Genomic DNA, 22,673 nt, shown 5'->3' on the forward strand with positions numbered 1-22,673 from the left:
CACTGGTCCATGACCCCCGACCTGCTTCCCTACCTGCGCTCCTACCCCTTGGCCCTGCAGGAGCAGGCGCTGGCCCTGCTGGAGCAGGGGCAGCTGGGGGCGCTGCTGCGGCGCAAGTACCCCGAGCCCCATGCGGTACGCGGCGACCGCGGGCTGTACGACTATGCCCAGGAACTCAAGAACCGCTACCTGCGCAATGCGGGCACGGTCAACAAGGTTCTTTTTGACAGCAAGATCCATGTGGTGCGCCACGCCCTTGGGCTGCACACGGCCGTCTCGCGCGTGCAGGGCAGCCGGCTGGTGGCCAAGCACGAGATCCGGGTGGCGGCCCTGTTCAAGCAGGCACCCGTGGAATTCCTGCAGATGATCGTGGTGCATGAGCTGGCCCATCTGCGCGAGAAGGACCACGGCAAGGCCTTCTACCAGCTGTGCACCCACATGGAGCCGAACTACCACCAGTACGAGCTGGATGTGCGGTTGTACCTCACCCACCTGGAGCGGACCGGGGAGCGGCTGTGGGGCACGGACGGCGGCAGCGACTGACCGCGGCAAAAGCGCCGGCTTCTGTTGAAGATGCTATCGATTTAATAGCTTCTTGCGCAGGCGCATCAAGCGCTGGCGGCCCATTTCTCTTGGGCCGAGGGAATGCTGACGCTTTCGCACCAGTGGGTGGGCAGGTCCAGCCACCGCTGCGCGGCCGCCTGCAGCATCTCCACCGGGCCGGTGGTCAGCAAGCGGATGGGCCGCAGGCCTGATGCGCTGGCGGCCAGCGCAGGGGCGGTGTTGAGCAGCCCGGCCGTCTGCAGCAGGCGCTGCGTCTGGCGTGCCACAGGTTCTCCTGTCTCGATGAACTGCACGGCGGGCCCGGTGAGCGCGCGCAGTTCGTCGGCCACGAAGATGTAGTGCGTGCAGCCCAGCACCAGAGTGTCCATCTGGCCCGGGCCGGTGCCGAACTCGCCCATGGCGTGGAGGTAGCGCTCGCACAGCGCGCCGGTCTCGGTAGCGCTGACCGGGCCTGCGGCGGCCGGCACAGGCAGGGCGACGCTGCGTTCGATGGCATGGGCCAGGCCGTCGCAAGGCTGGACCACAAAATGCGCCTGACCGGCGAAAGACGCCATCAGTTTGCCGAACTTGGCACTGGTGAGCGTGCCGCGGGTGCCGATGACGCCGATGTGCCCGGTCTTCGTGACGGCCAGCGCTGGCTTGATGGCGGGCTCCAGGCCTACCAGCGGCAGCCCGGGCCGGCTGCCGCGCACCTCATGGATGGCGGCCGCCGTGGCCGTATTGCAGGCCACCACCAGGGCCTTGATGCCGTGCTGCTCGCACAGGTAGTCCGTGATGGCGTGGGTGCGCGCGCTGACGTAGGCGTCGCCCCGCTCTCCGTACGGGGCGTGGCCGCTGTCTGCCAGATAGACAAACCGCTCATGGGGCAGGGCGGCCAGCAGGGCGCGCAGCACGCTCAGCCCTCCCACGCCGCTGTCGAACACGCCAATGGGAGAAGAGGAGGCCGGCAGCATGGCAATCGCGGAGGTTGGAAAGCGCTGATTGTAGGAAATGCGCGGCCGCGGCGCCGGGCCGATAGGTGCCTGGCAGGAAGGCATCGCCCGCGGGCTTTCAAAAAAACAAAACCGCCCGAAGGCGGCTGGCTGGCTGGGTGGGGCTTTGCCCGCCTCCGTCCCCAGCGGGGCCGGAGGCAGCGCCGCACGCTCAGGCGGCGGCGACTTCAATGCCCTTGAACTCGCCGGTGGCGATGCGCTTTTGCCATTCGGCAGGGCCGGTGATGTGGGCGCTGGTGCCGCCCGCGTCCACGGCCACCGTCACGGGCATGTCCACCACGTCGAACTCGTAGATGGCTTCCATGCCCAGGTCCTCGAAGCCCACAACCTTGGCGGTCTTGATGGCCTTGCTCACCAGGTAGGCGGCGCCGCCCACGGCCATGAGGTAGGCACTCTTGTGGTTCTTGATGGACTCGATGGCCACCGGGCCGCGCTCGGCCTTGCCGATCATGGCGATCAGGCCGGTCTTCTCCAGCATCATGTCGGTGAACTTGTCCATGCGCGTGGCGGTGGTGGGGCCGGCCGGGCCCACGGCCTCGCCCTTGACCGGGTCCACGGGGCCCACGTAGTAGATCACGCGGTTGGTGAAGTCCACGGGCAGCTTCTCGCCCTTGGCCAGCATGTCCTGGATGCGCTTGTGCGCGGCATCGCGGCCGGTGAGCATCTTGCCGCTGAGCAGCAGCGTGTCGCCCGGCTTCCAGCTGGCCACTTCTTCCTTGGTGAGGGTGTCGAGGTTGACCTTCTTGCTCTTGTTGTAGTCGGGCGCCCAGTCCACGTTGGGCCACAGGTCCAGGCTGGGCGGGGTGATGTAGGCCGGGCCGGAGCCGTCCAGCACGAAGTGCGCGTGGCGCGTGGCGGCACAGTTGGGAATCATGGCCACGGGCTTGCTGGCCGCGTGCGTGGGGTACATCTTGATCTTGATGTCCAGCACGGTGGTCAGGCCGCCCAGGCCCTGCGCGCCGATGCCCAGGGCGTTGACCTTCTCGTACAGCTCCAGGCGCAGTTCCTCGACCTTGTCGAGCTTGGCGCCCGAGGCCGCCTTGGCCTGCAGCTCGTACATGTTCAGGTCGTCCATCAGGCTTTCCTTGGCCATGAGCACGGCCTTTTCGGCCGTGCCGCCGATGCCGATGCCCAGCATGCCGGGCGGGCACCAGCCCGCGCCCATGGTGGGCACGGTCTTGAGCACCCAGTCCACCACGCTGTCGCTGGGGTTGAGCATGACCATCTTGGACTTGTTCTCCGAGCCGCCGCCCTTGGCCGCCACGGTGATGTCCACGGTGTTGCCCGGCACGATCTCGGTGAAGATGACCGCGGGCGTGTTGTCCTTGGTGTTCTTGCGGTCGAACTGCGGGTCGGCCACCACGCTGGCGCGCAGCGTGTTGTCGGGGTGGTTGTAGCCGCGGCGCACGCCTTCGTTGATGGCGTCGTCCAGGCTGCCGGTAAAGCCTTCCCAGCGCACGTCCATGCCCACCTTCAGGAAGACGTTGACGATGCCTGTGTCCTGGCAGATGGGGCGGTGGCCGGTGGCGCTCATCTTGCTGTTGGTGAGGATCTGCGCGATCGCGTCCTTGGCGGCCGGGCTCTGCTCGCGCTCATAGGCGCGGGCCAGGTGGGCGATGTAGTCGGCGGGGTGGTAGTAGCTGATGTACTGCAGCGCGGCAGCAACGGATTCGATCAGGTCGGCCTGGCGGATGGAGGTGGTCATGGCGTGTCGTGGGAGTCTGGTGGCGCAGGTCCGGCGCTGCGCAGCACCGCGCGCACTGCGTTGCCGCCCATGCGCTGCCGTGCCGGCCTGCCGGTCCAGCGGGCCGTATTTTGACAGACCCCCGCTACGGGCGGCTTACGCCCGCCGGTTCTTCAACCGCCGGCCTCCGGCGTATCGTTGGCGCTGCCCTCCGCCGGACGTGGTGCCCTCGTCGGGCTCTGCCGCGCTGGCGTCGTCGGCCAGGGACTCGACATGGTCGGGCAGGATGTCCTGGGCATTCGGGGGCTCGTGGGGCTCGGCACTGCGGCGCTCGCCGGTGCCAAACCGGTCGGTGTCGCTGCCGGGCTCGTCGCTGTAGGCGCCTGCGCTGTCGCTGCCGGAATCAGAGGCGTCGCTGGGGCCCAGGCTGTCGATACCGGTAGAGCGGTGGCCCGGGGGCGGAAGGTCGGTGTCGATGCCGAGAAGGCTGCTGGTTGCCATGGTGGAACTCCTGGTGGTGGATGCGCTGCGGGCCGCGCAGCGCGGCAAGGGCTGGCGCCGCTGCAACCCGGGCGGCTGCGAACCCATGGTCGGGCGCCAGGCCGGAGGCCGGCGTCAGGCATCGCTGACAGCCGCTGTCGTCGCCGTTCGCCAGGCTGCACGCGCCGCCAGCAGGGCCTTGGGCTGCAGACTGCGCAGGCTGCGGCAGCGTTTGCTAGGCTCTGCCGCACCGCACGGAGCCGTTGGCAACGCCACGGCCCGGCTTTGTTGGCGCTTATCCGGAGGCTTTCCCATGACCACTCGCACAGAGCGTGACACCTTTGGCCCCATCGAGGTGCCGGCTGACAGGCTCTGGGGGGCGCAAACCCAGCGCTCGCTGCAGAACTTCGACATCTCGGGCGAGCAGCAGCCGCGCGAGATCATCCGTGCGCTGGCGCAGGTGAAGCGGGCGTCGGCCCAGGTCAACCATGCGCTGGGCCTGCAGGACGCGGCCAAGACCCAGGCCATCATCGCCGCCGCCGACGAGGTGATCGCCGGACGGCATGCCGGCGAGTTTCCGCTGGTCGTGTGGCAGACGGGCTCGGGTACGCAGACCAACATGAACGTCAACGAGGTGCTGGCCAACCGGGCCAGCGAACTGCTGGGCGGCCCGCGCGGCGAGGGCCGCCGGGTGCACCCCAATGACGACGTGAACCGCAGCCAGTCCAGCAACGACGTGTTTCCCACGGCCATGCACGTGGCGGCGGTGGACGCCCTCACGCACCGCCTGCTGCCGGCCCTGGCCCGGCTGCGTGGCACGCTGGCGGACAAGGCCCGCGCGTTTGACGGCATCGTCAAGATCGGCCGCACCCACCTGCAGGACGCCACGCCCCTCACGCTGGGCCAGGAGATTTCCGGCTGGGTGGCGCAGTTGGAGCATGGCGAACGGCATGTGCGCGCCGCCTTGCCCCACCTGTGCGAGCTGGCCCTGGGGGGCACGGCCGTGGGCACGGGGCTGAATGCGCCCAAAGGCTATGCCGAGGGCGTGGCGCGCGAACTGGCCCGGCTGACGGGTCTGCCGTTGGTCACCGCGCCCAACAAGTTCGAGGCGCTGGCCTCGGTGGACGCCCTGGTGCACGCCCACGGCGCGCTCAAGACCCTGGCCGCCAGCCTGATGAAGATTGCCAACGACGTGCGCTGGCTGGCCAGCGGCCCGCGCAGCGGCATCGGCGAAATCACCATCCCCGAGAACGAGCCGGGCTCGTCCATCATGCCGGGCAAGGTCAACCCCACGCAGAGCGAGGCCGTGACCATGCTGGCCGCCCAGGTGTTCGGCAACGACGTGGCGATCAACTTCGGGGGCGCCAGCGGCAATTTCGAGCTGAACGTGTTCCGGCCCATGGTGGCGCACAACTTCCTGCAAAGCGTGCGCCTGCTGGCCGACGGGATGGTGAGCTTCAACGACCACTGCGCCGTGGGCATCGAGCCGCACCGCGAGCGCATTGCCGAGCTGGTGGGCCGTTCGCTCATGCTGGTCACCGCGCTCAACCCCCACATCGGCTACGACAAGGCCGCCTTCATCGCCAAGAAGGCGCACAAGGAAGGCACCAGCCTGCGCGAGGCGGCCGTTGCCTCGGGCCACCTCACGGCCGAGCAGTTCGACCAGTGGGTGGTGCCGGAAAACATGGTGGGGCGCTGACTGCGCTGACAACGCTGCCGCACTGGCGGCGGGCAATGGGTGGCGGCGGCAGTCCCCGGGTTTGAGAGAAATACGGCTCTAGAGCTTATGGATAAATCGCGAGAAGCTATGATTGTTATAGCATTGCGCCCTGCCTTCGCCTTGACCCTCCGGCACGGTTCATGCCGCCTGGGGTGCGCGCCTTGAGCGCCGGGCGGGGCGCCGCAAAAACGCCAGCAGCCGCCGTTCGGCCGCGCTCAGGCCCCGCGGCGCGCTGCCGGCGCTGCCCAGCCGGTCCCACACCGCCTGAAGCCCGGGGCCGGTGTCGGCCGCCAGCTGCTCGCCCAGGCCCAGCACGGCGGGGTGGATATACGCCTTCTTGCACACGGCGGGGGTATTGCCCAGCTGGCGCGCCACCTCGGCTAGGATGTGCTTGGCAGTGGCCGCCTGGGGGCCGGGCGGGGCGCTGCAGGCCTGGCGCGTCAGCTCCAGCGCCTGCACGCTGCCGTGCCAGGTGCGGAAGTCTTTGGCGGTGAAGTGGTGGCCCTCGTCGGTGGTGCCGGTGATCTCCCGCAGGTACTCATTCACGTCGGCCGAGCCCACGGTGCGCAGGCTCCCGTCGTCGTCGAGGTACTGGAACAGCTCCTGCCCCGGCAGCTCCTGGCAGCGGCGCACCACGCGGGCGACCCGCGGGTCGCTGAGGTGCGCCTCTTGCTGCACCCCGCTCTTGCCCCGAAAGCGCAGGCGCAGCGTGTGGCCCTTCACGCCTGCGTGGCGGTTGCGTAGCGTGGTCAGGCCGTACGAGCCGTTGCTGCTGGCGTATTCCTCATTGCCCACGCGCAGGAAGGTGGTGTCCAGCAGCCGGACGATGGCCGCCAGCACCACCGGCCGGGTGACGGCACGGGCGCCCGGGGTGCCGGTGGCCGCGGCCAGGTCGCGCTGCACGCGTGCGCGGATACGGGGCAGCACCTTGCCGAAGGCCTGCATCCGGTCGAACTTGGCGGCGTCGCGCTGCTGCTGCCAGGCGGGGTGGTAGCGGTACTGCCGGCGGCCCCGCGCGTCGCGCCCGGTGGCTTGCAGGTGGCCGTGGGGCAGGGGGCAGATCCACACCTGGCTGTAGGCCGGCGGGATGGCCAGGCGGCGGATGCGGTCGATTTCCTCCGGCCGGGTTTCCCGCTGGCCGTCGGCGTGGCGGTAGGCAAAGCCCCGGCCGCGCCGCACGCGGGTAAGGCCCGGCATGTCGGGCGACACGTAGACCAGCCCCGGCGGCAGGCTGGGCTGGGCGGAAGAGGGCGGGGCAGGGCGTGAGGGCGGAGCGGAGGGCATGCCAGGCAAGGCCGTTGTGGGCGAAGGTGCAGCAATGCACCTATCACACCTGCGCGCCGGCCGCCGGGCTGTAGGCGGCCCCTGGCGCTGCGTGTGGGAGGGGGCCGTGAGCCGGGCGGCAAGGGGACTGGGGGATGGTGGTGGAGGGGCTTGGGGGCCGAGGCCGCAGCGGCAGGGAGGCGTATCGTGGCGCTCGAATTTGCAGAAAATCGGCCTCCAGCGCCCGTCTATAAAGCGCCGGAAGCTATCATTTTTGATGATTTGCGGTGGGCAAGCACTGCCCGTTGCCGCCACCACGCGCTGCGGTGCTGCTGCCCCAATGCAACAAGGCCGGCGAAGATCGCCGGCCTTGCCAGGGTGCTGTGGCCCGTCGTGGGGGCCGGGCTGCTGCGGTCAGTGCCCGTCGCCGGGGCGGGACATCAGCCGGTCCGTGAGGGCGATGGCCAGCGCACTCAGCAGGAAGACCCCGTGGATGATGGTCTGCCACATCAGCACCTTCAGGTCGTAGTTGGCGGCGTTGATGAAGGTCTTGAGCAGGTGGATGGAACTGATGCCGATGATGGCCGTGGCCAGCTTCACCTTGAGCACCGAGGCATTCACGTGGCTGAGCCACTCGGGCTGGTCGGGATGGTCTTCCAGGTGCAGGCGGGAGACAAAGGTCTCGTAGCCGCCCACGATCACCATGATGAGCAGGTTGGAGATCATCACCACATCGATCAGCGCCAGCACCACCAGCATGATGATGGTCTCGTTGAGCGCCACCACCTCCAGGTCGCTCTTGTAGCCGATGCTCGACACCAGCTGCTTGAGGGCCGTCGTGTTGCCGAAGGCTGCCTCGATCAGGTGCACCAGTTCCACCCAGAAATGGAACACATAGACCGCCTGCGCCAGGATCAGGCCCAGGTACAGGGGCAGCTGGAGCCAGCGGCTGGCGAAGATCAGCGAGGGAAGCGGGCGCAGCGGCGACGAGGCCACGGGTTCGTTGGGACGGGTCATGAAGGTGCGACAGGGAGATTGGGGACGGGCGATTTTAGGGGCGCTGCGTGACAACCTTGCGGCGTCGCGGGCATGGGCATCGCCAGGGCGCGGTAGGCCGTGTGTCAACAAGTGAGTAAGCTTGGCGCCAGTCAGTGGCCTGTAAGTGCCGCGTCCGACAGTACCGCCCAATTCCAATTCCATCAGACCAGGAGACAACACCATGAGTGCGCCCACATCCGCGATTGAGTCCGTATTGGTTGAGAACCGCGTGTTCCCGCCCGCCGATGCGGTCGTGAAGGCTGCCCGCGTGTCGGGCATGGCGGGCTACGAGGCGCTGTGCGCCGAGGCCGACAAGGACTTCGAGGGCTTCTGGGCCCGCCTGGCCCGCGAGAACGTGCAGTGGACCAAGCCGTTCACCCGCACGCTGGACACCTCCAACGCCCCGTTCTTCAAGTGGTTTGACGACGGTGAACTCAACGCCTCGGCCAACTGCCTGGACCGCCACATCGGCACCCCCACCGAGAACAAGACCGCCATCGTCTTCGAAGCGGACGACGGCGCCGTGACCAAGGTCACCTACAAGGAACTGCTGGCGCGGGTGGGCCAGTTCGCCAACGCGCTCAAGGCCCACGGCGTCAAGAAGGGCGACCGCGTCCTCATCTATATGCCCATGACCGTCGAGGGCGTGGTGGCCATGCAGGCCTGCGCACGCATCGGCGCCACCCACAGCGTGGTGTTCGGCGGCTTCTCGGCCAAGGCGGTGCAGGAGCGCATCATCGACGCGGGAGCCGTGGCGGTCATCACCGCCAACTACCAGATGCGCGGCGGCAAGGAGCTGCCGCTGAAGGCCATCATTGACGAAGCCCTGGCCATGGGCGGGTGCGAGTCCATCCAGAACATCTTTGTCTTCCAGCGCACGGCCACGGCCTGCAACATGGTGGCCGGGCGCGACAAGACCTTTGCGGAAGCCCTGGCCGGCCAGAGCACCGAATGCCCCGCCGAGCCGGTGGGCGCCGAGCACCCGCTGTTCATCCTGTACACCAGCGGTTCCACCGGCAAGCCCAAGGGCGTGCAGCACAGCACGGGCGGCTACCTGCTGTGGGCCAAGCTCACCATGGACTGGACGTTCGACCTGCGCCCGGACGACATCTTCTGGTGCACGGCCGACATCGGCTGGATCACCGGCCACACCTACGTGGCCTATGGCCCGCTGGCGGCCGGCGCCACGCAGATCATCTTTGAAGGCATCCCCACCTTTCCCAACGCGGGCCGCTTCTGGCAGATGATCGAGCGCCACAAGTGCACCATCTTCTACACGGCGCCCACGGCCATCCGCTCGCTCATCAAGGCGGCGGAAGCCGACGAGAGCGTGCACCCGGCGCGTTCCGACCTGTCGAGCCTGCGCATCCTGGGCAGCGTGGGCGAGCCCATCAACCCCGAAGCCTGGATGTGGTACCACAAGAACGTGGGCGGCGAGCGCTGCCCCATCGTGGACACCTTCTGGCAGACCGAGACCGGCGGCCACGTCATCACCCCGTTGCCCGGCGCTACGCCGCTGGTGCCCGGCAGCTGCACGCTGCCGCTGCCCGGCATTGCCGCGGCCATCGTGGACGAGACCGGCAATGACGTGGCCAATGGCGCGGGCGGCATCCTGGTCATCAAGAAGCCCTGGCCCAGCATGATCCGCACCATCTGGAACGACCCCGAGCGCTTCAAGAAGAGCTACTTCCCCGAAGAACTCAAGGGCTACTACCTGGCCGGCGACGGCGCCGTGCGCAGTGCCGACCGGGGCTACTTCCGCATCACCGGGCGCATCGACGACGTGCTGAACGTCTCGGGCCACCGCATGGGGACCATGGAGATCGAATCCGCCCTCGTGGCCAAGACCGACCTGGTGGCCGAGGCCGCCGTGGTGGGCCGCCCCGACGACCTGACCGGCGAGGCCATCTGCGCCTTCGTGGTCCTCAAGCGTGCCCGCCCCACCGGCGACGAAGCCAAGCAGATCGCCAACGAGCTGCGCAACTGGGTGGCCAAGGAGATCGGCCCCATCGCCAAGCCCAAGGACATCCGCTTCGGCGACAACCTGCCCAAGACCCGCAGCGGCAAGATCATGCGCCGCCTGCTGCGCTCCATTGCCAAGGGCGAAGCCATCACCCAGGACACCAGCACGCTGGAGAACCCGGCCATTCTCGACCAGCTGGCCAAGGCCAACTGATCGATCCACCACGCGGACGGGCCCGGCCTCACGCCGGGCTCGGGCCGCTGTAGGACGCCGCCGGAAATCGCGCGCCCAACGGCGCGCTGGCGCTGCGCATGCGTTACAACCATGGTCCGCCGTGAGCCGGCCGGCCCGTCCGGGCCCGCCGCAGCACGGTCTACCGGAGGTGTGACCATCATGCAGCTGCGCTCTTTCGTCTTGCTTCTTATCGTGCTGGCCATTGCCGCGCTGGCCGCCCTGAACTGGCCAACCCTGGCCCAGCCCACGGTCGTCTCGCTGGGGCTCACGTCCGTCCAGGCGCCCCTGGGCCTTCTCATGCTGGGGCTCACCACCGTGCTGGCCATAGTGTTCGTGGCCTACGTCCTGTCGCTGCAGGGCTCGGTGCTGCTGGAAACCCGGCGCCACACCAAGGAGCTGCAGGCGCAGCGCGACCTGGCCGACAAGGCCGAGGCCTCGCGGTTCACCGAACTGCGCCATTTCCTGGAAATACAGCAGGCCCAGGCCCATGCCCACCTGCTGGCGCGCCTGGACAGCCTGGAAAAGCAGCTGGCCACCCGCGTCGAAGAGTCCCACAACGCCACGGCCGCCTACATCGGACAGCTGGAGCACCAGCTGCAGACCCGCCAACCCACGGCGCAGGCCGTGCCGCCCGTGGCGCACCCGTTGGTATAGCGCCGCATTGCGCTGCGGCGTGCGCTGGCGCGTAGCCCGGCGAGCTTGCGCCGGGCAAAAAAAAGCCGTGCCCCAGGGGCACGGCCGTCGCGTTCTGGCGAACGGGGATTACTTCTGGGTAAGAACCCAGGCGGCCAGCTTCTTGGCTTCCGCTTCGTTGACCTGGGTGTTGGCGGGCATGGGCACGGGACCCCACACGCCAGAGCCGCCCTTGATGATCTTGGCAGCCAGTTTGTCGGCGGCATCCTTTTGGCCGGCGTACTTGGCCGCCACATCCTTGTATGCGGGACCGACCAGCTTCTTGTCCACGGCATGGCAGGCCATGCAGTTCTTGGAGGTGGCCAGGGCCAGATCGGCCATGGCCGGTGCAGCGACCGACAGCGTCATGGCAAGGGTGATCAGGGTACGCTTCATGGTGGGATTTCCTGTGGTTGAGTTACAGTTCTTTAATGGGATTGTAGTGGCTTGGGTTGACACGCGTCTTGCCCGTGATCAAGCCGCCAGCCCCCTTATTTTGGAGATCGCCATGTATTTGCTGGGCCTTTCCCTGTTGCTTCTTGCGTTGAAATATTTTGAGATCGGGCCGGTGGCGGCCTGGTCGTGGTGGTGGATCGTCGCGCCGTTTGGCGCCACCGCCGCGTGGTGGGCCTGGGCGGACTCGACCGGCTACACCAAGCGCAAGGCCGTGGAAAAGATGGAGCAGCGCAAACGGGAGCGCATCGAGAAGCACAAGGAAGCTCTCGGCATGCGGCCTCGCAAGCCGCGGTAGCTCCTCTGGCCCCCAGAACACCGGCGTTAGCGGTCCAGGGGCGTTGCGGTCCCGGTTCCAGGTGGGAGATCCTTCCGCGAGCACCGGACACCCCGGTGGGTAACTAACGTAAGCGGGAGTAAGCGCTGGCAGGAGCGCTGTTTGCGCCATGGTCCATTGACGTGCTGAACGCCCGGGCAGGGCGGCCACCGCGGCAGAGGCAGCGCGGTTTTACAAAGCACCAGTGGGTCAAGGGAGTATGTGAATGAAGGTGGCGTTTGGGGTCAGCGTGCTTGCGCGCTCCGTGCAGCAGGGCGGCGTGGATGGCATCGGGACCTACACCCGGGAGTTGATGGCGGCCATGCCGCAGGCCGTGCAGCTGCAGCCTTACGTGTTCGGTCCGGCGAGCCTGTGGACGGGTGCGGATCCCGCAGTGGCTGCTGGGCGGTTTGGCACGCAGGCCCTCATATCCAACTGGCCTGGCGGCAGCTTCCGGGAGATGCGCCGTGCGCTGGGGGAGGGGATCGATCTGGTGCATGCCACCGATCACCTGGTGCCACGGATGAGGGGCATTCCCGTGGTCGCCACTTTTTTCGACGCGATACCGCTGGCCCATCCGGAGTGGATCCGGTACCGCTTCAAGACTCTGAAGAACGAGATGTGGCGCCGGACGGCGTTCTGGGCGCAGCGCATCATCACCATTTCAGACTATTCCCGGCAAGAGATTGCCGAGCATTTCCGCGTGCCGGTGGAGCGCATCACTGCCATTCCGCTGGGCGTGGGGCCGTCGTGGTTTGATCCGATGGACGCAGCGCAGACCGCCGCCGTGCGCGCGCGGCACGCGCTGCCAGAGCGCTATTTCGTCAGTGTCGGCACGCTGCAGCCGCGCAAGAACATCGACCGGCTGCTGACGGCGCACAGCAGCCTGCCGCTGCCTTTGCAGCGCGAGTTTCCGCTGCTGGTCGTGGGCAAGCCCGGCTGGGGCTGCGAGGATGTGGTGGCGCGGTTTGCCGACGGAAGCCTCCCCAACGTCCGCTGGCTGCGCCACTTGCCCGACGCCGACCTGCGGGTGTTGGTGAAGAGCGCGACCGCGCTGGTGTTTCCTTCGCTCCACGAAGGGTTCGGACTGCCGGTGCTGGAGGGCTTTGCGGCCGGCGTGCCGGTGGCCGCCTCCCATGCCACGTCCATTCCCGAGGTGGCTGGCGATGCGGCGTTGCTGTTTGACCCGCTGCGCACCGACGACATGGCGCAGGCCATGGCGCGGATCGTGGAACAGCCGGCGCTCGCGCACCAATTGGCGGCCCGGGGCCGCGAGCGCGTGCGCAGCTTCACCTGGCAGGCGTGCGCGGAAAAGACCGCGCAGGTCTACGAGTCGGTTCTCTGACGGGCGGGGGCTGCCATGGCAAACCCGGTCCTTCCTGCGCCCGCCGGTGCCTTTGGGCACCAGGTTCGGCTGCTCGCGCGGGACATCGCCAGCGCCCTGGCGGCGTGGCGCTTCTGGTGCTTCATGGGGTGGAACGATGTGGCCAAGCGGTACCGGCAGACGTTCCTGGGTCCCGTGTGGATCACCGTGAACACGGCCCTTTTCATCGTGGCGTTCGGCCTGATTGGCGCCCAGCTGTTCAAGTACCCGGCCGGTTGGTACCTGCCGTATTTCTGCGCCGGGCACGTGTTGTTCGGGTATTTCAGCGCGCTGCTCAATGAAGGGTGTCTCACCTACACCGGCTCGGACGCTTTCCTCAAGCAGATGTCCTACCCCAAGACGGCGTTCGTCTTTCGCACCGTGTTCCGCTGCACGGTGCTGATGCTGCACAGCGCGGTGATCGTGCTGGCCGTGCTGTGGTGGTCCGGGCGGCTGGGGGCCGTGCACTGGGGGGCCTTCCTGGGCGCCATGGCGCTCACCTTGCTGGCCGCCAGTTTCGCCGTCGCCATCGTGGGCGCGCTGGCCACGCGCTTCAGGGACGTGACCGTTGCCATGGGCAGCCTGATGCAGCTGAGCTTCTTTGTCACGCCCGTGCTGTGGGTGCCCGACGAGTTGACCGAGCGGGCCCGCTGGGTGGTGCGCCTGAACCCGCTGGCGCTGTTTCTGGACCTGGTGCGCGACCCCTTGATGGGCACGGCGCCGGACCCGCAGGCATGGCTCGCGGCGGCCGGCGTGGTCGCGGTGCTGGGCGTGGTGTTCTTTTTCCAGTACGTCATGGTCCGGCGGCGGATCGTGTACTGGCTGTGACACGGCCAAAGGCCGCAGACCACCATGGCACACATCCGGTTGCACCAAGTCTCCATCGATTTTCCCGTGTTCACGTCACGGTCGCGTGGTTTGCTCAACACCATGCTGGGGTTGCCGCAGCGTGAGAAGGCGCGTGTGGAGGCCAGCGGCCTGCGGCGGGTCAGCGTGCATGCCCTGCGCGATGTAAGCCTGCAGCTGAATCCCGGCGACCGGGTCGGACTGGTGGGGGCGAACGGGGCCGGCAAGACGACCCTGCTGCGCGTGCTGTCCGGCGTGTACGAGCCCATGCAGGGGGAGTGCAGCTTCCAGGGGAAGATCGCGGCCCTCACGGACATCATGCTCGGCATGGATGCCGACGCCACGGGCTACGACAACATCATCATGAGGGGCATCGTGATGGGCCTCACGCGCCGGCAGGCGATGGAGTTGATCCCGTCGGTGGAGTCCTTCACGCAACTGGGCGAGCATCTCCAGCTGCCGGTCCGGACCTACTCGCAGGGCATGTTGCTGCGGCTCGCGTTTGCGGTGTCCACCAGCGTCGTGCCCGACATTCTGCTGATGGACGAGATGATTGGCGCGGGCGATGCCAAGTTCTTCAGCCAGGCACAAGGGCGCATCAACGGCCTGATTGAAAAGGTCTCCATCCTGGTGCTTGCCTCGCACAACGAACTCATTCTCAGGAGCTTTTGCAACCGCGCGCTGGTCTTGAAGGAAGGCCGTGTGGTGTTCGACGGTAGCGTGGAGGACGCGTTGGCGTTCCACAACGCGCAGCAAGGAGTGACGCCATGAGGCTGATGTCCGCAGGACCTGCCGAAGTGCAGCAAGCCATCGCCTCCATGGGGCGCACCGAAGACGTCGCCTGGTCCCCCGACGGGCGCCGGCTGGCGCTTGCCGCCATCACGCTGGACCGCTTGCTGGTGGTCGGCGTCGACTGCCGGACCGTCGAGGGCCGCAAGACCCTGTTCCTGACGGACGCCGTGGAGATCGCCTCGGACAGCCTGCAGCGCCCGCACGGGGTGAGCTGGATCGGCAACGATCGGCTGGCCGTCGCCAACCGGGAGGGCATGGTGTCGATCTTCGGTGTTCCCGCGCCCGACGGGCTGACTTCGGTGTGCCATCTCCAGCCGATCGCCGTCATCAGCAAGCGCGAGACGGAGCTGGTGAGCACGCCTGGCAGCCTGTGCGCGCGGGACCTGGGGGCCGGGCTGGTGGAACTGTGGGTCTGCAACGGCTTTTCAAACTACGTGACCCACCACCTGCTGGATGCGCGGGCCGGCCTGGCCCATCTGGACGCGCAGGTGTTCATGCAGCAAGGCCTGGACCTGCCCGACGGCGTGGCCGTGGACGCCCGGGGCGACTGGGTGGCCATCAGCAACCACGACCAGCATGCCGTGGCGCTGTACCGGAACGACGAGTTGCTTGCGGCGGGCCGGGCGCCTGCGGCCCAGCTGGAGGGGGTGACCTATCCCCACGGGCTGTGCTTTCTTGCCGACGGGCGGATGTTGCTGGTGGCGGATGCGGGGGCGCCCCACTTTGCCGTTTTTTTCCGGCCCGCCCAGGGCTGGGTCGGCGGCGCGTCGCCGGACGATCTGGTGCGCGTGCTGGAGGACGGCGCTTTCCAGCAGGGCCACTACAACCCGCGCGAAGGCGGGCCCAAGGGCATCGACGTGCATGAGCCGTGGGGTGTGGTGGTCACCACCTGCGCGGTGCAGCCCCTGGCGTTTTTTGATGCCGACCCGCTGGTGGCGCGGGCGCAGCCCGCAGCGGTGGGCGGTTGCCCGCCGACCGACCCGGCACGCACCACCATCCTGCGTCTGGCACGTGGCGTGGCGGCCCGGGAGGCCGCAGTGACCGCCGCCGTCCGCAAGGAGCTGGAGCAGATGCGTTCCAGCTGGTCCTGGCGTGTGACCGCGCCGCTCAGGGCGCTGGCCGGCCGCTGGATGCGGCGGTACGCGGGGCGCGGCAAGCCCTGAGCACCGGGGTTGCGGCCCCGGGGAGGCCGTGAGCCGGCCCCGCAATCACGGAGAGGCCGCGCAGGCCGCACGTCCGTGCCATTGTGCTGAGCCTGCCCTGGCGCGGGCCGTGCCGCGCTTCTTCAGTACGCGTCCAGCACGGCGCCCCGGCTGGCGCTGGCCGCGTTGAAGGAAAACTTGGCCTGCACGCCGCGGGTGTAGCGCGGGGGCGGTGGCGTCCAGCCTTCGCGGCGCCGGGCGATCTCGGCCGCTGGCACGTTCAGCTCCAGCTTGAGCTGGAGCGCGTCGATGGTGATGCTGTCGCCCTCTTGCACAAAGGCAATGGTGCCGCCTGCGGCGGCTTCCGGGGCCACGTGCCCCACCACCATGCCCCAGGTGCCCCCGGAGAAGCGCCCGTCGGTGATGAGGCCCACGCTTTCGCCAAGCCCTGCACCGATGAGGGCGCCGGTGGGGGCCAGCATCTCGGGCATGCCGGGGCCGCCCTTGGGACCCAGGTAGCGCAGCACCATCACGTCGCCGGCCTTGATCTTGCCGTCCAGGATGGCCTGCAGGGCCGATTGCTCGTCGTCGAACACGCGCGCCGGGCCGGTGATGACGGGGTTCTTGAGCCCGGTGATCTTGGCCACCGCGCCCTCGGGGCTGAGGTTGCCCTTGAGAATGGCCAGGTGGCCCTGCGCGTACATCGGGTTGCCGATGGGGCGGATGACGTCCTGGTCTGCGCGGGGCTCGGCGGGCACGTCCTGGAGCACTTCGGCCACCGTCTTGCCGGTGATGGTGATGCAGTCGCCGTGCAGCAGGCCGGCGTTCAGCAGGATCTTCATCACCTGCGGGATGCCGCCCGCGCGGTGCAGGTCCACGGCCAGGTACTTGCCGCTGGGCTTGAGGTCGCAGAGCACGGGGGTCTTCTGGCGGATGCGCTCGAAGTCGTCGATGGTCCAGTCCACGCCGGCCGCATGCGCGATGGCCAGGAAGTGCAGCACCGCGTTGGTGGAGCCGCCGGTAGCCATTATCACGGCCACGGCGTTCTCGATGGACTTGCGGGTCACGATGTCGCGGGGCTTCAGGTCCTTCTTGATCGCCTCGATCAGCACCTGGGCCGACGCACGGGCGGAGTTCATCTTCTCGTCGTGCGGGTTGGCCATGGTGGAGGAGTAGGGCAGGCTGATGCCCAGCGCCTCGAACGCGCTGCTCATGGTGTTCGCGGTGTACATGCCGCCGCACGAGCCCGTGCCCGGAATGGCGCGTTTCTCGATTTCGTGCAGATCGTGGTCGCTCAGCTTGCCGGCGGCGTTCTCGCCCACCGCCTCGAACACGCTCACGATGTTCAGGTCGCGGCCCTGGTAGTGGCCGGGCAGGATCGTGCCGCCATAGACATAGATCGCGGGCACGTTGGCGCGCAGCATGCCCATCAGGCCGCCGGGCATGTTCTTGTCGCAGCCGCCGATGACGACCACGCCGTCCATCCACTGGCCTTGCACGCAGGTCTCGATGCAGTCGCTGATGACCTCGCGGCTCACCAGGCTGTATTTCATGCCTTCGGTGCCCATGGCCATGCCGTCCGAAATGGTGGGCGTGCCGAACACCTGGGCGTTGCCGCCCGCTTCCTCGATGCCGGCGATGGCGGCATCGGCCAGCTTCTGCAGGCCGCTGTTGCACGGCGTGATGGTGCTGTGGCCGTTGGCCACGCCCACCATGGGCTTGGCGAAGTCGCCTTCCTGGTAGCCCATGCCGTAGAACATGGAGCGGTTGGGCGCGCGGCTCTTGCCCTCGGTGATGTGGGCGCTGCGGCGGTTGATGGCGAGGGGCGGGCGCGTCGGGTCGGTCATTGGCGGTACTCCTGTGGGGGATGCCGCAGTGTCCGCCGGGGCGGCGGCGCTGTCCATCGGTGGGAATACGCAAGGCGCTGCAGGCCCTGGGATGCGTCGGCCATAATTGCAGGGTTTGCCCAGGGCGCGGCTCAAGAGGTTGCGCGTCGCACGGGCGCGCACGGGGCTGCTACGGCGCGGCCCGCTCCCCTTCTGCGATTCGATCGTTTTCCTCCTCTTCCTCCCTCAATCCTTCTTTTCTCTCCACGATGCCCGCATACCGTTCCAAGACTTCCACCGCCGGACGCAACATGGCCGGCGCCCGCTCGCTGTGGCGCGCCACCGGCATGAAGGACGACGATTTTTCCAAGCCCATCATCGCCGTGGTCAACTCGTTCACGCAGTTCGTGCCCGGCCACGTGCACCTGAAGGACCTGGGCCAGCTCGTCGCGCGCGAGATCGAGGCCGCGGGCGGCGTGGCCAAGGAGTTCAACACCATTGCCGTCGACGACGGCATCGCCATGGGCCATGACGGCATGCTGTATTCGCTGCCCAGCCGCGACATCATCGCGGACTCGGTCGAGTACATGGTCAACGCCCATTGCGCCGATGCGATGGTCTGCATCTCCAACTGCGACAAGATCACCCCCGGCATGCTGATGGCCGCCATGCGCCTGAACATCCCGGTGATCTTCGTCTCCGGCGGGCCCATGGAAGCGGGCAAGACCCGGCTGGCCAACCCCGTCACCAAGACCATCGAGTTCAAGAAGCTTGACCTGGTGGACGCGATGGTGATCGCCGCGGACCAGGCCTATTCCGACGCCGACGTGGCCGAGGTGGAGCGCTCGGCCTGCCCCACCTGCGGCTCGTGCTCGGGCATGTTCACCGCCAACTCCATGAACTGCCTGACTGAGGCGCTGGGCCTGTCCCTGCCCGGCAATGGCACGGTGGTGGCCACGCATGCCGACCGCGAACAGCTCTTCAAGCGCGCCGGCCGCCGCATCGTGGAGCTGGCCCGCCAGTACTACGAGCAGGACGACGAGCGCATCCTCCCGCGCTCCGTGGGCTTCAAGGCCTTCGAGAACGCGATGACGCTGGACATCGCCATGGGCGGCTCCACCAACACCATCCTGCACCTGCTGGCCGTTGCACGCGAAGCCGGGATCGACTTCACCATGGCCGACATCGACCGCCTCTCGCGCGCCGTGCCGCAGCTGTGCAAGGTGGCGCCCAATACCAACAAGTACCACATCGAGGACGTGCACCGCGCCGGCGGCATCATGGCCATCCTGGGCGAGCTGGAGCGCGCCGGCAAGCTGCACACCGATGTGCCCACGGTGCACGCGCCCACGCTGGGCGACGCGCTGGCGCAGTGGGACATCACCCGCACGCAGGACGAGGCCGTGCGCACCTTCTACATGGCAGGCCCCGCCGGCGTGCCGACGCAGGTGGCGTTCAGCCAGAACACGCGCTGGCCCAGCCTGGACCTGGACCGCGCCGAGGGCTGCATCCGCTCGTACGAGCACGCCTTCTCCAAGGAGGGCGGCCTGGCCGTGCTGACGGGCAACATCGCGCTGGACGGCTGCGTGGTGAAGACCGCCGGGGTGGACGACAGCATCCTGGTGTTCGAGGGCTCGGCCCATGTCACCGAAAGCCAGGACGAGGCGGTGGAGCACATCCTGGAAGGCAAGGTCCAGGCCGGCGACGTGGTCATCGTGCGCTACGAAGGCCCCAAGGGCGGCCCCGGCATGCAGGAGATGCTCTACCCCACCAGCTACCTCAAGTCCAAGGGCCTGGGCAAGGCCTGCGCGTTGCTCACCGACGGCCGTTTTTCGGGCGGTACCTCGGGCCTGTCGATCGGCCACTGCTCGCCCGAGGCGGCAGCGGGCGGAGCCATCGGCCTGGTGCGCGACGGAGACCGCATCCGCATCGACATCCCCAACCGCACCATCAACGTGCTGGTGGATGACGCGGAACTGGCCCGCCGCCGCGCGGAGCAAAGCGCCAAGGGCTGGAAACCCGCCATGCCGCGGCCCCGCAAGGTGTCGGCCGCGCTCAAGGCGTATGCCAAGCTGGTGATGTCGGCCGACAAGGGCGCGGTGCGCGACCTGTCGCTGCTCGACGACTGAGCGGGCCGCGGCGCGCGCGCTGCGCAAGCTGCGTCCCCCCGCAAGCCGCGCTGCCCGCGCGGCTTTTTTTACGCCGCCCCGGGGCGGCGGCCGGGGTGGCCGCACACCGGCGGGGGCGAATCCAGGGCAGGCACAATACCGGCCACCATGCTGACCTATCCTCATATCGACCCCGTCGCCCTTCAGATCGGCCCGCTGGCCATCCACTGGTACGGGCTGACCTATCTCGCGGCCTTTGGCCTGTTCATGCTGCTGGGCAACCTGCGCCTGCGCCACGAGCCGTTTGCCTCCCTGACCGGCTCTGCCGCGTGGTCGCGCAAGGACGTGGAGGACATCCTCTTCCTGGGCGTGGCCGGGGTGGTGGCCGGGGGGCGCCTGGGCTACTGCCTGTTCTACAAGCCGGGCTACTACCTTAGCCATCCGTTGGAGATCTTCGCGGTGTGGCAGGGCGGCATGTCGTTTCACGGCGGCTTGCTGGGCGTGATCGTGGCGATGATCTGGTTTGCCCGCTCGCGCCAGCGGCCCTGGCTGCAGGTGGCGGACTTCGTGGCGCCCTGCGTGCCCACCGGCCTGGCGGCCGGGCGTGTGGGCAACTTCATCAACGGGGAGCTGTGGGGCCGCTTTGCCAGCCCCGACCTGCCCTGGGGCATGGTGTTTGCGCACAGCGGCTCGCTGCAGCCGCGCCATCCTTCGCAGGTCTACCAGTTCCTGATGGAAGGGCTGCTGTTGTTCATTCTGCTGTGGCTGTATGCGCGCAAGGAGCGCCGGCAGGGCCAGGTGGCGGCGGCGTTCCTGTTTGGCTACGGCGTGTTCCGCTTCATTGCCGAGTACTTCCGCGAGCCCGACGCCTTCCTCGGCATCTTGTCGCTGGGCATGAGCATGGGCCAGTGGCTGTGCCTGCCGATGATCGTGGGCGGCATCGCGCTGTGGCTGTGGGCGCAGCGGCAGCCCCCGGCAGCGCGGCGCGTGCCCGCTTGAGGGATTATTGGTAAAAATGGCCTCTGGCGCTTGATGGGTAAGCGCTGGAAGCTATAAAATTGATAGCGTTCTGCTTCAGCGCGAAGCTGTCCGCCGCCGCACGGTCAGCAGCGCGGCTGCCACGATCAGTGCGCCGCCCACCCAGCCCGTGGGGCTGAGGGTTTCCCCCAACCAGGCCACCGCAAACAGCGCCCCAAACACCGGCTCGCTGCCCATCAGCAGGCCCACGCGGGTGGGCGAGCTGTGGCGCAGCGCCCAGTTCTGCACCCCGAACGCAAACACCGTGCAGCCCAGCACCAGGTACAGGCTGGCCCACCAGAACTGGGGCTCGCGCGGCAGCTGCGGCAGCCCGCCGGGCAGGGCCAGCGCCAGCCCCAGCGCCCCCGCGCCGACAACGGCAGCCTGCACCGCCGTGAGCGCCATCACCGGCGCCGCGCTGTCGCCGCCGCCGCGGGTGAGGCGCGTGGTGGCGCACACCGTGATGGCGCGCAGCACCGCGGCGGCCAGGACCAGCGCATCGCCCCAGCCCCAGGCCCCGCCGCCATCGCCAAGGCCCGGCACGCCGCCGCTGAGCAGCGCGGCGCCCAGCAGCGACACCGCGGCAAACCCCAGCATGGCCGGCGCGGGGCGCTGGCGCAGCAGGGCCCATTCGGCCAGCGGCGTGAACACCACGCACAGGCTGATGAGAAAAGCGGCATGGCTGGCCTGCGTGTGCGCCAGACCCCAGGTCTCGCACAAAAAGATGCCCAGCAGCAGCAGCCCCAGCGGCAGCCCCGTACGCAGCGCACCGCGGCGCTGTGCCGGGCTGGCGCGCCACCACGCCGGCAGCAGCAGCGCCAGCGTGAGCCCGAAGCGCACGGCCAGGAAGCCCAGCACCGGGTAGAACTCCAGCGCCCCCTTCGCCACGCCATAGCTGGTGCCCCACACCACGGCCACCAGCAGCAGGGCGGCGTCCGCCCAGCGCGCGGCAAAGGCGGCCACAGAAGAGGGTGTGTCAGGTGAGGCGAGGGAGGCCGTGGGCTGGGTCATGGGGATTTCCTTGAAAGCCCTGCATTGTTGGCCTGTGCGCAAAAATTGATAATCTCTGCCTGTGCACAACATCTGTTCCACATGAGCACCAATCAATCCGTCACAAACCCGCTGGACAGCCTGAACGACATGGCCGTGTTTGCCCGCGTGGTGGAGGCGGGCGGGTTTTCCGCCGCGGCGCGGCAGCTGGGCACCACGCCCTCGGCCGTCAGCCGGCAGGTGGCGCGGCTGGAGGGCGCATTGCGTGTGCGCCTGCTGGAGCGCACCACCCGCAAGGTACGGCTGACGGAAGCCGGCACCGCCGCCTACGGCCGCTGCCAGGCGCTGGTGGCCGCCGCGCGCGAGGTCTGGGCGCTGTGCGACACGCACACGGGCGCGCCATCCGGCCTGGTGCGCATGAGCGTGCCCAAGGCCGTGGGGCGCCAGGTGGTGCACCCGCTGGTGCTGTCGTTCCTGGCGCAGTACCCGGCGGTGGATGTGCAGCTGGTGGTGACAGACCGCGTGGTGGACCTGTGGGAGGAGGGCATCGACCTGGCCCTGCGCATCACCGACGCGCCCCCGCCCGGCTTGGCCGGCCGGCCGGTGGCCACGGTGCGCCACCGCATCTGCGCCAGCCCGGCGTACCTGGCGGCCCACGGCCACCCCGCCCACCCGCGCGACTTGGCCGGGCACGCCTGCATCTACCTGGGCGAAGACGAGCGCGACCGGCACTGGCGTTTTGTGCGCGGACCGGAGGCCGCCACCGTTACCGTGCACGGCCGCTACGTGGCCAACCATAGTGAGCTGCGGCTGGAGGCGGCGCTGGCCCACCTGGGCATCGCCAGCCTGCCCGGCTTTACCGCCCAGGCTGCGCTGCACAGCGGCGCCTTGGTGGAGGTCCTGCCGGACTGGGAGCACCGCACCAGCTACGCCGGGACGGCCTGGCTCCTGTACCCGCCCAACCGCTTCCTGGCCGCAAAGACCCGGGCGTGGATCGACCACGTGGTGCAGGGGCTTGCGCAGTTGAAGAGCTAGAACCCCTCGCGCGCACGGGGCGGGGGAGTGCGGCAGGGGGGCACGCAGGTTCGTTAGCCCTTCGCGTTGCTTGTTCCCCAGGGTTCGTTCGCCTTCGCGCGGCCTGCTCCCGGCCGTTCGCTGTCGCTTTTATGCCGCAATCGGGGAGCCGTTGGCGCGCTTTTGCCCCTGAGTT

General features: G+C 68.5%; 20 protein-coding genes. 12 read left to right on the forward strand and 8 right to left on the reverse strand.

All coding sequences use genetic code 11. The features are described 5' to 3' along the window. The first annotated feature begins 9 nt into the window (after positions 1 to 9). Positions 10 to 543: a M48 family metallopeptidase gene (locus ACOYR3_RS09450; RefSeq protein ID WP_422846182.1), complete on the forward strand. Its 534-nt coding sequence runs from the start codon at positions 10 to 12 to the stop codon at positions 541 to 543. Positions 544 to 608: 65 nt separating this feature from the next. Here ACOYR3_RS09450 and murI read toward each other — a convergent pair whose 3' ends face one another. The 3 genes from murI to ACOYR3_RS09465 all read right to left on the reverse strand — a co-directional run bounded on the left by murI (position 609) and on the right by ACOYR3_RS09465 (position 3,741). Further along, positions 609 to 1,517, reverse strand: a complete 909-nt coding sequence (gene murI, locus ACOYR3_RS09455) for a glutamate racemase (protein ID WP_422846183.1) — start codon at positions 1,515 to 1,517, stop codon at positions 609 to 611. Positions 1,518 to 1,707: 190 nt separating this feature from the next. Next, a complete protein-coding gene (locus ACOYR3_RS09460; protein ID WP_422846184.1) occupies positions 1,708 to 3,261 on the reverse strand; it encodes a fumarate hydratase in 1,554 nt (517 codons plus the stop codon). A gap of 135 nt (positions 3,262 to 3,396) precedes the next feature. After that, positions 3,397 to 3,741: a hypothetical protein gene (locus tag ACOYR3_RS09465; protein ID WP_422846185.1), complete on the reverse strand. Its 345-nt coding sequence runs from the start codon at positions 3,739 to 3,741 to the stop codon at positions 3,397 to 3,399. A 292-nt stretch (positions 3,742 to 4,033) separates the two neighbouring features. On the opposite strand from ACOYR3_RS09465, the gene fumC reads away from it, so the two are divergent. After that, positions 4,034 to 5,419, forward strand: coding sequence for a class II fumarate hydratase (gene fumC, locus ACOYR3_RS09470; protein WP_422846186.1), 1,386 nt, complete (start codon positions 4,034 to 4,036; stop codon positions 5,417 to 5,419). Positions 5,420 to 5,578: 159 nt separating this feature from the next. On the opposite strand, the gene ACOYR3_RS09475 is transcribed toward fumC, so the two are convergent. After that, a complete protein-coding gene (locus tag ACOYR3_RS09475; protein WP_422846187.1) occupies positions 5,579 to 6,724 on the reverse strand; it encodes a DNA topoisomerase IB in 1,146 nt (381 codons plus the stop codon). A gap of 393 nt (positions 6,725 to 7,117) precedes the next feature. Next, a complete protein-coding gene (locus tag ACOYR3_RS09480) occupies positions 7,118 to 7,720 on the reverse strand; it encodes a YqhA family protein (protein ID WP_422846188.1) in 603 nt (200 codons plus the stop codon). Positions 7,721 to 7,922: 202 nt separating this feature from the next. Here ACOYR3_RS09480 and acs point away from each other — a divergent pair, with 202 nt between their 5' ends. Together acs and ACOYR3_RS09490 are read left to right on the forward strand one after the other, a co-directional pair. Continuing rightward, positions 7,923 to 9,917, forward strand: a complete 1,995-nt coding sequence (gene acs, locus ACOYR3_RS09485; RefSeq protein WP_422846189.1) for an acetate--CoA ligase — start codon at positions 7,923 to 7,925, stop codon at positions 9,915 to 9,917. Between the two features lie 180 nt (positions 9,918 to 10,097). Beyond that, a complete protein-coding gene (locus ACOYR3_RS09490; protein ID WP_422846190.1) occupies positions 10,098 to 10,592 on the forward strand; it encodes a LapA family protein in 495 nt (164 codons plus the stop codon). Positions 10,593 to 10,700: 108 nt separating this feature from the next. Here the strand turns inward: ACOYR3_RS09490 and ACOYR3_RS09495 are convergent, their stop codons facing one another. Beyond that, the gene (locus tag ACOYR3_RS09495) at positions 10,701 to 11,006 is read right to left on the reverse strand and encodes a c-type cytochrome (RefSeq protein ID WP_422846191.1); all 306 of its coding nucleotides are present in this window, start codon (positions 11,004 to 11,006) and stop codon (positions 10,701 to 10,703) included. A gap of 112 nt (positions 11,007 to 11,118) precedes the next feature. Between ACOYR3_RS09495 and ACOYR3_RS09500 the strand changes: the two genes are divergently transcribed. From ACOYR3_RS09500 to ACOYR3_RS09520, 5 genes are all read left to right on the forward strand, one after another. After that, positions 11,119 to 11,361, forward strand: coding sequence for a TIGR04438 family Trp-rich protein (locus tag ACOYR3_RS09500; RefSeq protein WP_422846558.1), 243 nt, complete (start codon positions 11,119 to 11,121; stop codon positions 11,359 to 11,361). Positions 11,362 to 11,605: 244 nt separating this feature from the next. After that, a complete protein-coding gene (locus ACOYR3_RS09505; RefSeq protein ID WP_422846192.1) occupies positions 11,606 to 12,724 on the forward strand; it encodes a glycosyltransferase family 4 protein in 1,119 nt (372 codons plus the stop codon). 15 nt (positions 12,725 to 12,739) lie between these two features. Continuing rightward, positions 12,740 to 13,570: an ABC transporter permease gene (locus ACOYR3_RS09510; protein WP_422846193.1), complete on the forward strand. Its 831-nt coding sequence runs from the start codon at positions 12,740 to 12,742 to the stop codon at positions 13,568 to 13,570. 24 nt (positions 13,571 to 13,594) lie between these two features. Beyond that, positions 13,595 to 14,359, forward strand: coding sequence for an ABC transporter ATP-binding protein (locus ACOYR3_RS09515; RefSeq protein ID WP_422846194.1), 765 nt, complete (start codon positions 13,595 to 13,597; stop codon positions 14,357 to 14,359). Beyond that, positions 14,356 to 15,543, forward strand: a complete 1,188-nt coding sequence (locus ACOYR3_RS09520; protein ID WP_422846195.1) for a YncE family protein — start codon at positions 14,356 to 14,358, stop codon at positions 15,541 to 15,543. Before ACOYR3_RS09515 ends, ACOYR3_RS09520 begins: the two co-directional genes overlap by 4 nt. 122 nt (positions 15,544 to 15,665) lie before the next feature. Here ACOYR3_RS09520 and ilvD (ACOYR3_RS09525) read toward each other — a convergent pair whose 3' ends face one another. Beyond that, positions 15,666 to 17,369, reverse strand: coding sequence for a dihydroxy-acid dehydratase (gene ilvD, locus ACOYR3_RS09525; RefSeq protein ID WP_422846196.1), 1,704 nt, complete (start codon positions 17,367 to 17,369; stop codon positions 15,666 to 15,668). Positions 17,370 to 17,617: 248 nt separating this feature from the next. Between ilvD (ACOYR3_RS09525) and ilvD (ACOYR3_RS09530) the strand changes: the two genes are divergently transcribed. Both ilvD (ACOYR3_RS09530) and lgt read left to right on the forward strand, forming a co-directional pair. Continuing rightward, positions 17,618 to 19,477, forward strand: coding sequence for a dihydroxy-acid dehydratase (gene ilvD, locus ACOYR3_RS09530; RefSeq protein ID WP_422846197.1), 1,860 nt, complete (start codon positions 17,618 to 17,620; stop codon positions 19,475 to 19,477). A gap of 147 nt (positions 19,478 to 19,624) precedes the next feature. Next, positions 19,625 to 20,455, forward strand: a complete 831-nt coding sequence (gene lgt / locus ACOYR3_RS09535; protein ID WP_422846198.1) for a prolipoprotein diacylglyceryl transferase — start codon at positions 19,625 to 19,627, stop codon at positions 20,453 to 20,455. A 75-nt stretch (positions 20,456 to 20,530) separates the two neighbouring features. Here the strand turns inward: lgt and ACOYR3_RS09540 are convergent, their stop codons facing one another. Then, entirely contained in the window at positions 20,531 to 21,484 is a 954-nt protein-coding gene (locus ACOYR3_RS09540) for a DMT family transporter (RefSeq protein WP_422846199.1), read from the reverse strand. Between the two features lie 81 nt (positions 21,485 to 21,565). Here ACOYR3_RS09540 and ACOYR3_RS09545 point away from each other — a divergent pair, with 81 nt between their 5' ends. Then, entirely contained in the window at positions 21,566 to 22,498 is a 933-nt protein-coding gene (locus ACOYR3_RS09545; protein WP_422846200.1) for a LysR family transcriptional regulator, read from the forward strand. Positions 22,499 to 22,673 lie beyond the last annotated feature (175 nt).

The sequence above is a fragment of the Acidovorax sp. M2(2025) genome, assembly GCF_049330835.1.
In the GTDB taxonomy this organism is placed as follows: domain Bacteria; phylum Pseudomonadota; class Gammaproteobacteria; order Burkholderiales; family Burkholderiaceae_C; genus Acidovorax.

Coding starts and splice junctions, on each gene's coding strand:
- ACOYR3_RS09450 (WP_422846182.1), top strand. CDS start 10: ATGACCCCCGACCTGCTTCCCTACCTGCGCTCCTACCCCTTGGCCCTG.
- murI (WP_422846183.1), bottom strand. CDS start 1,517: ATGCTGCCGGCCTCCTCTTCTCCCATTGGCGTGTTCGACAGCGGCGTG.
- ACOYR3_RS09460 (WP_422846184.1), bottom strand. CDS start 3,261: ATGACCACCTCCATCCGCCAGGCCGACCTGATCGAATCCGTTGCTGCC.
- ACOYR3_RS09465 (WP_422846185.1), bottom strand. CDS start 3,741: ATGGCAACCAGCAGCCTTCTCGGCATCGACACCGACCTTCCGCCCCCG.
- fumC (WP_422846186.1), top strand. CDS start 4,034: ATGACCACTCGCACAGAGCGTGACACCTTTGGCCCCATCGAGGTGCCG.
- ACOYR3_RS09475 (WP_422846187.1), bottom strand. CDS start 6,724: ATGCCCTCCGCTCCGCCCTCACGCCCTGCCCCGCCCTCTTCCGCCCAG.
- ACOYR3_RS09480 (WP_422846188.1), bottom strand. CDS start 7,720: ATGACCCGTCCCAACGAACCCGTGGCCTCGTCGCCGCTGCGCCCGCTT.
- acs (WP_422846189.1), top strand. CDS start 7,923: ATGAGTGCGCCCACATCCGCGATTGAGTCCGTATTGGTTGAGAACCGC.
- ACOYR3_RS09490 (WP_422846190.1), top strand. CDS start 10,098: ATGCAGCTGCGCTCTTTCGTCTTGCTTCTTATCGTGCTGGCCATTGCC.
- ACOYR3_RS09495 (WP_422846191.1), bottom strand. CDS start 11,006: ATGAAGCGTACCCTGATCACCCTTGCCATGACGCTGTCGGTCGCTGCA.
- ACOYR3_RS09500 (WP_422846558.1), top strand. CDS start 11,119: ATGTATTTGCTGGGCCTTTCCCTGTTGCTTCTTGCGTTGAAATATTTT.
- ACOYR3_RS09505 (WP_422846192.1), top strand. CDS start 11,606: ATGAAGGTGGCGTTTGGGGTCAGCGTGCTTGCGCGCTCCGTGCAGCAG.
- ACOYR3_RS09510 (WP_422846193.1), top strand. CDS start 12,740: ATGGCAAACCCGGTCCTTCCTGCGCCCGCCGGTGCCTTTGGGCACCAG.
- ACOYR3_RS09515 (WP_422846194.1), top strand. CDS start 13,595: ATGGCACACATCCGGTTGCACCAAGTCTCCATCGATTTTCCCGTGTTC.
- ACOYR3_RS09520 (WP_422846195.1), top strand. CDS start 14,356: ATGAGGCTGATGTCCGCAGGACCTGCCGAAGTGCAGCAAGCCATCGCC.
- ilvD (WP_422846196.1), bottom strand. CDS start 17,369: ATGACCGACCCGACGCGCCCGCCCCTCGCCATCAACCGCCGCAGCGCC.
- ilvD (WP_422846197.1), top strand. CDS start 17,618: ATGCCCGCATACCGTTCCAAGACTTCCACCGCCGGACGCAACATGGCC.
- lgt (WP_422846198.1), top strand. CDS start 19,625: ATGCTGACCTATCCTCATATCGACCCCGTCGCCCTTCAGATCGGCCCG.
- ACOYR3_RS09540 (WP_422846199.1), bottom strand. CDS start 21,484: ATGACCCAGCCCACGGCCTCCCTCGCCTCACCTGACACACCCTCTTCT.
- ACOYR3_RS09545 (WP_422846200.1), top strand. CDS start 21,566: ATGAGCACCAATCAATCCGTCACAAACCCGCTGGACAGCCTGAACGAC.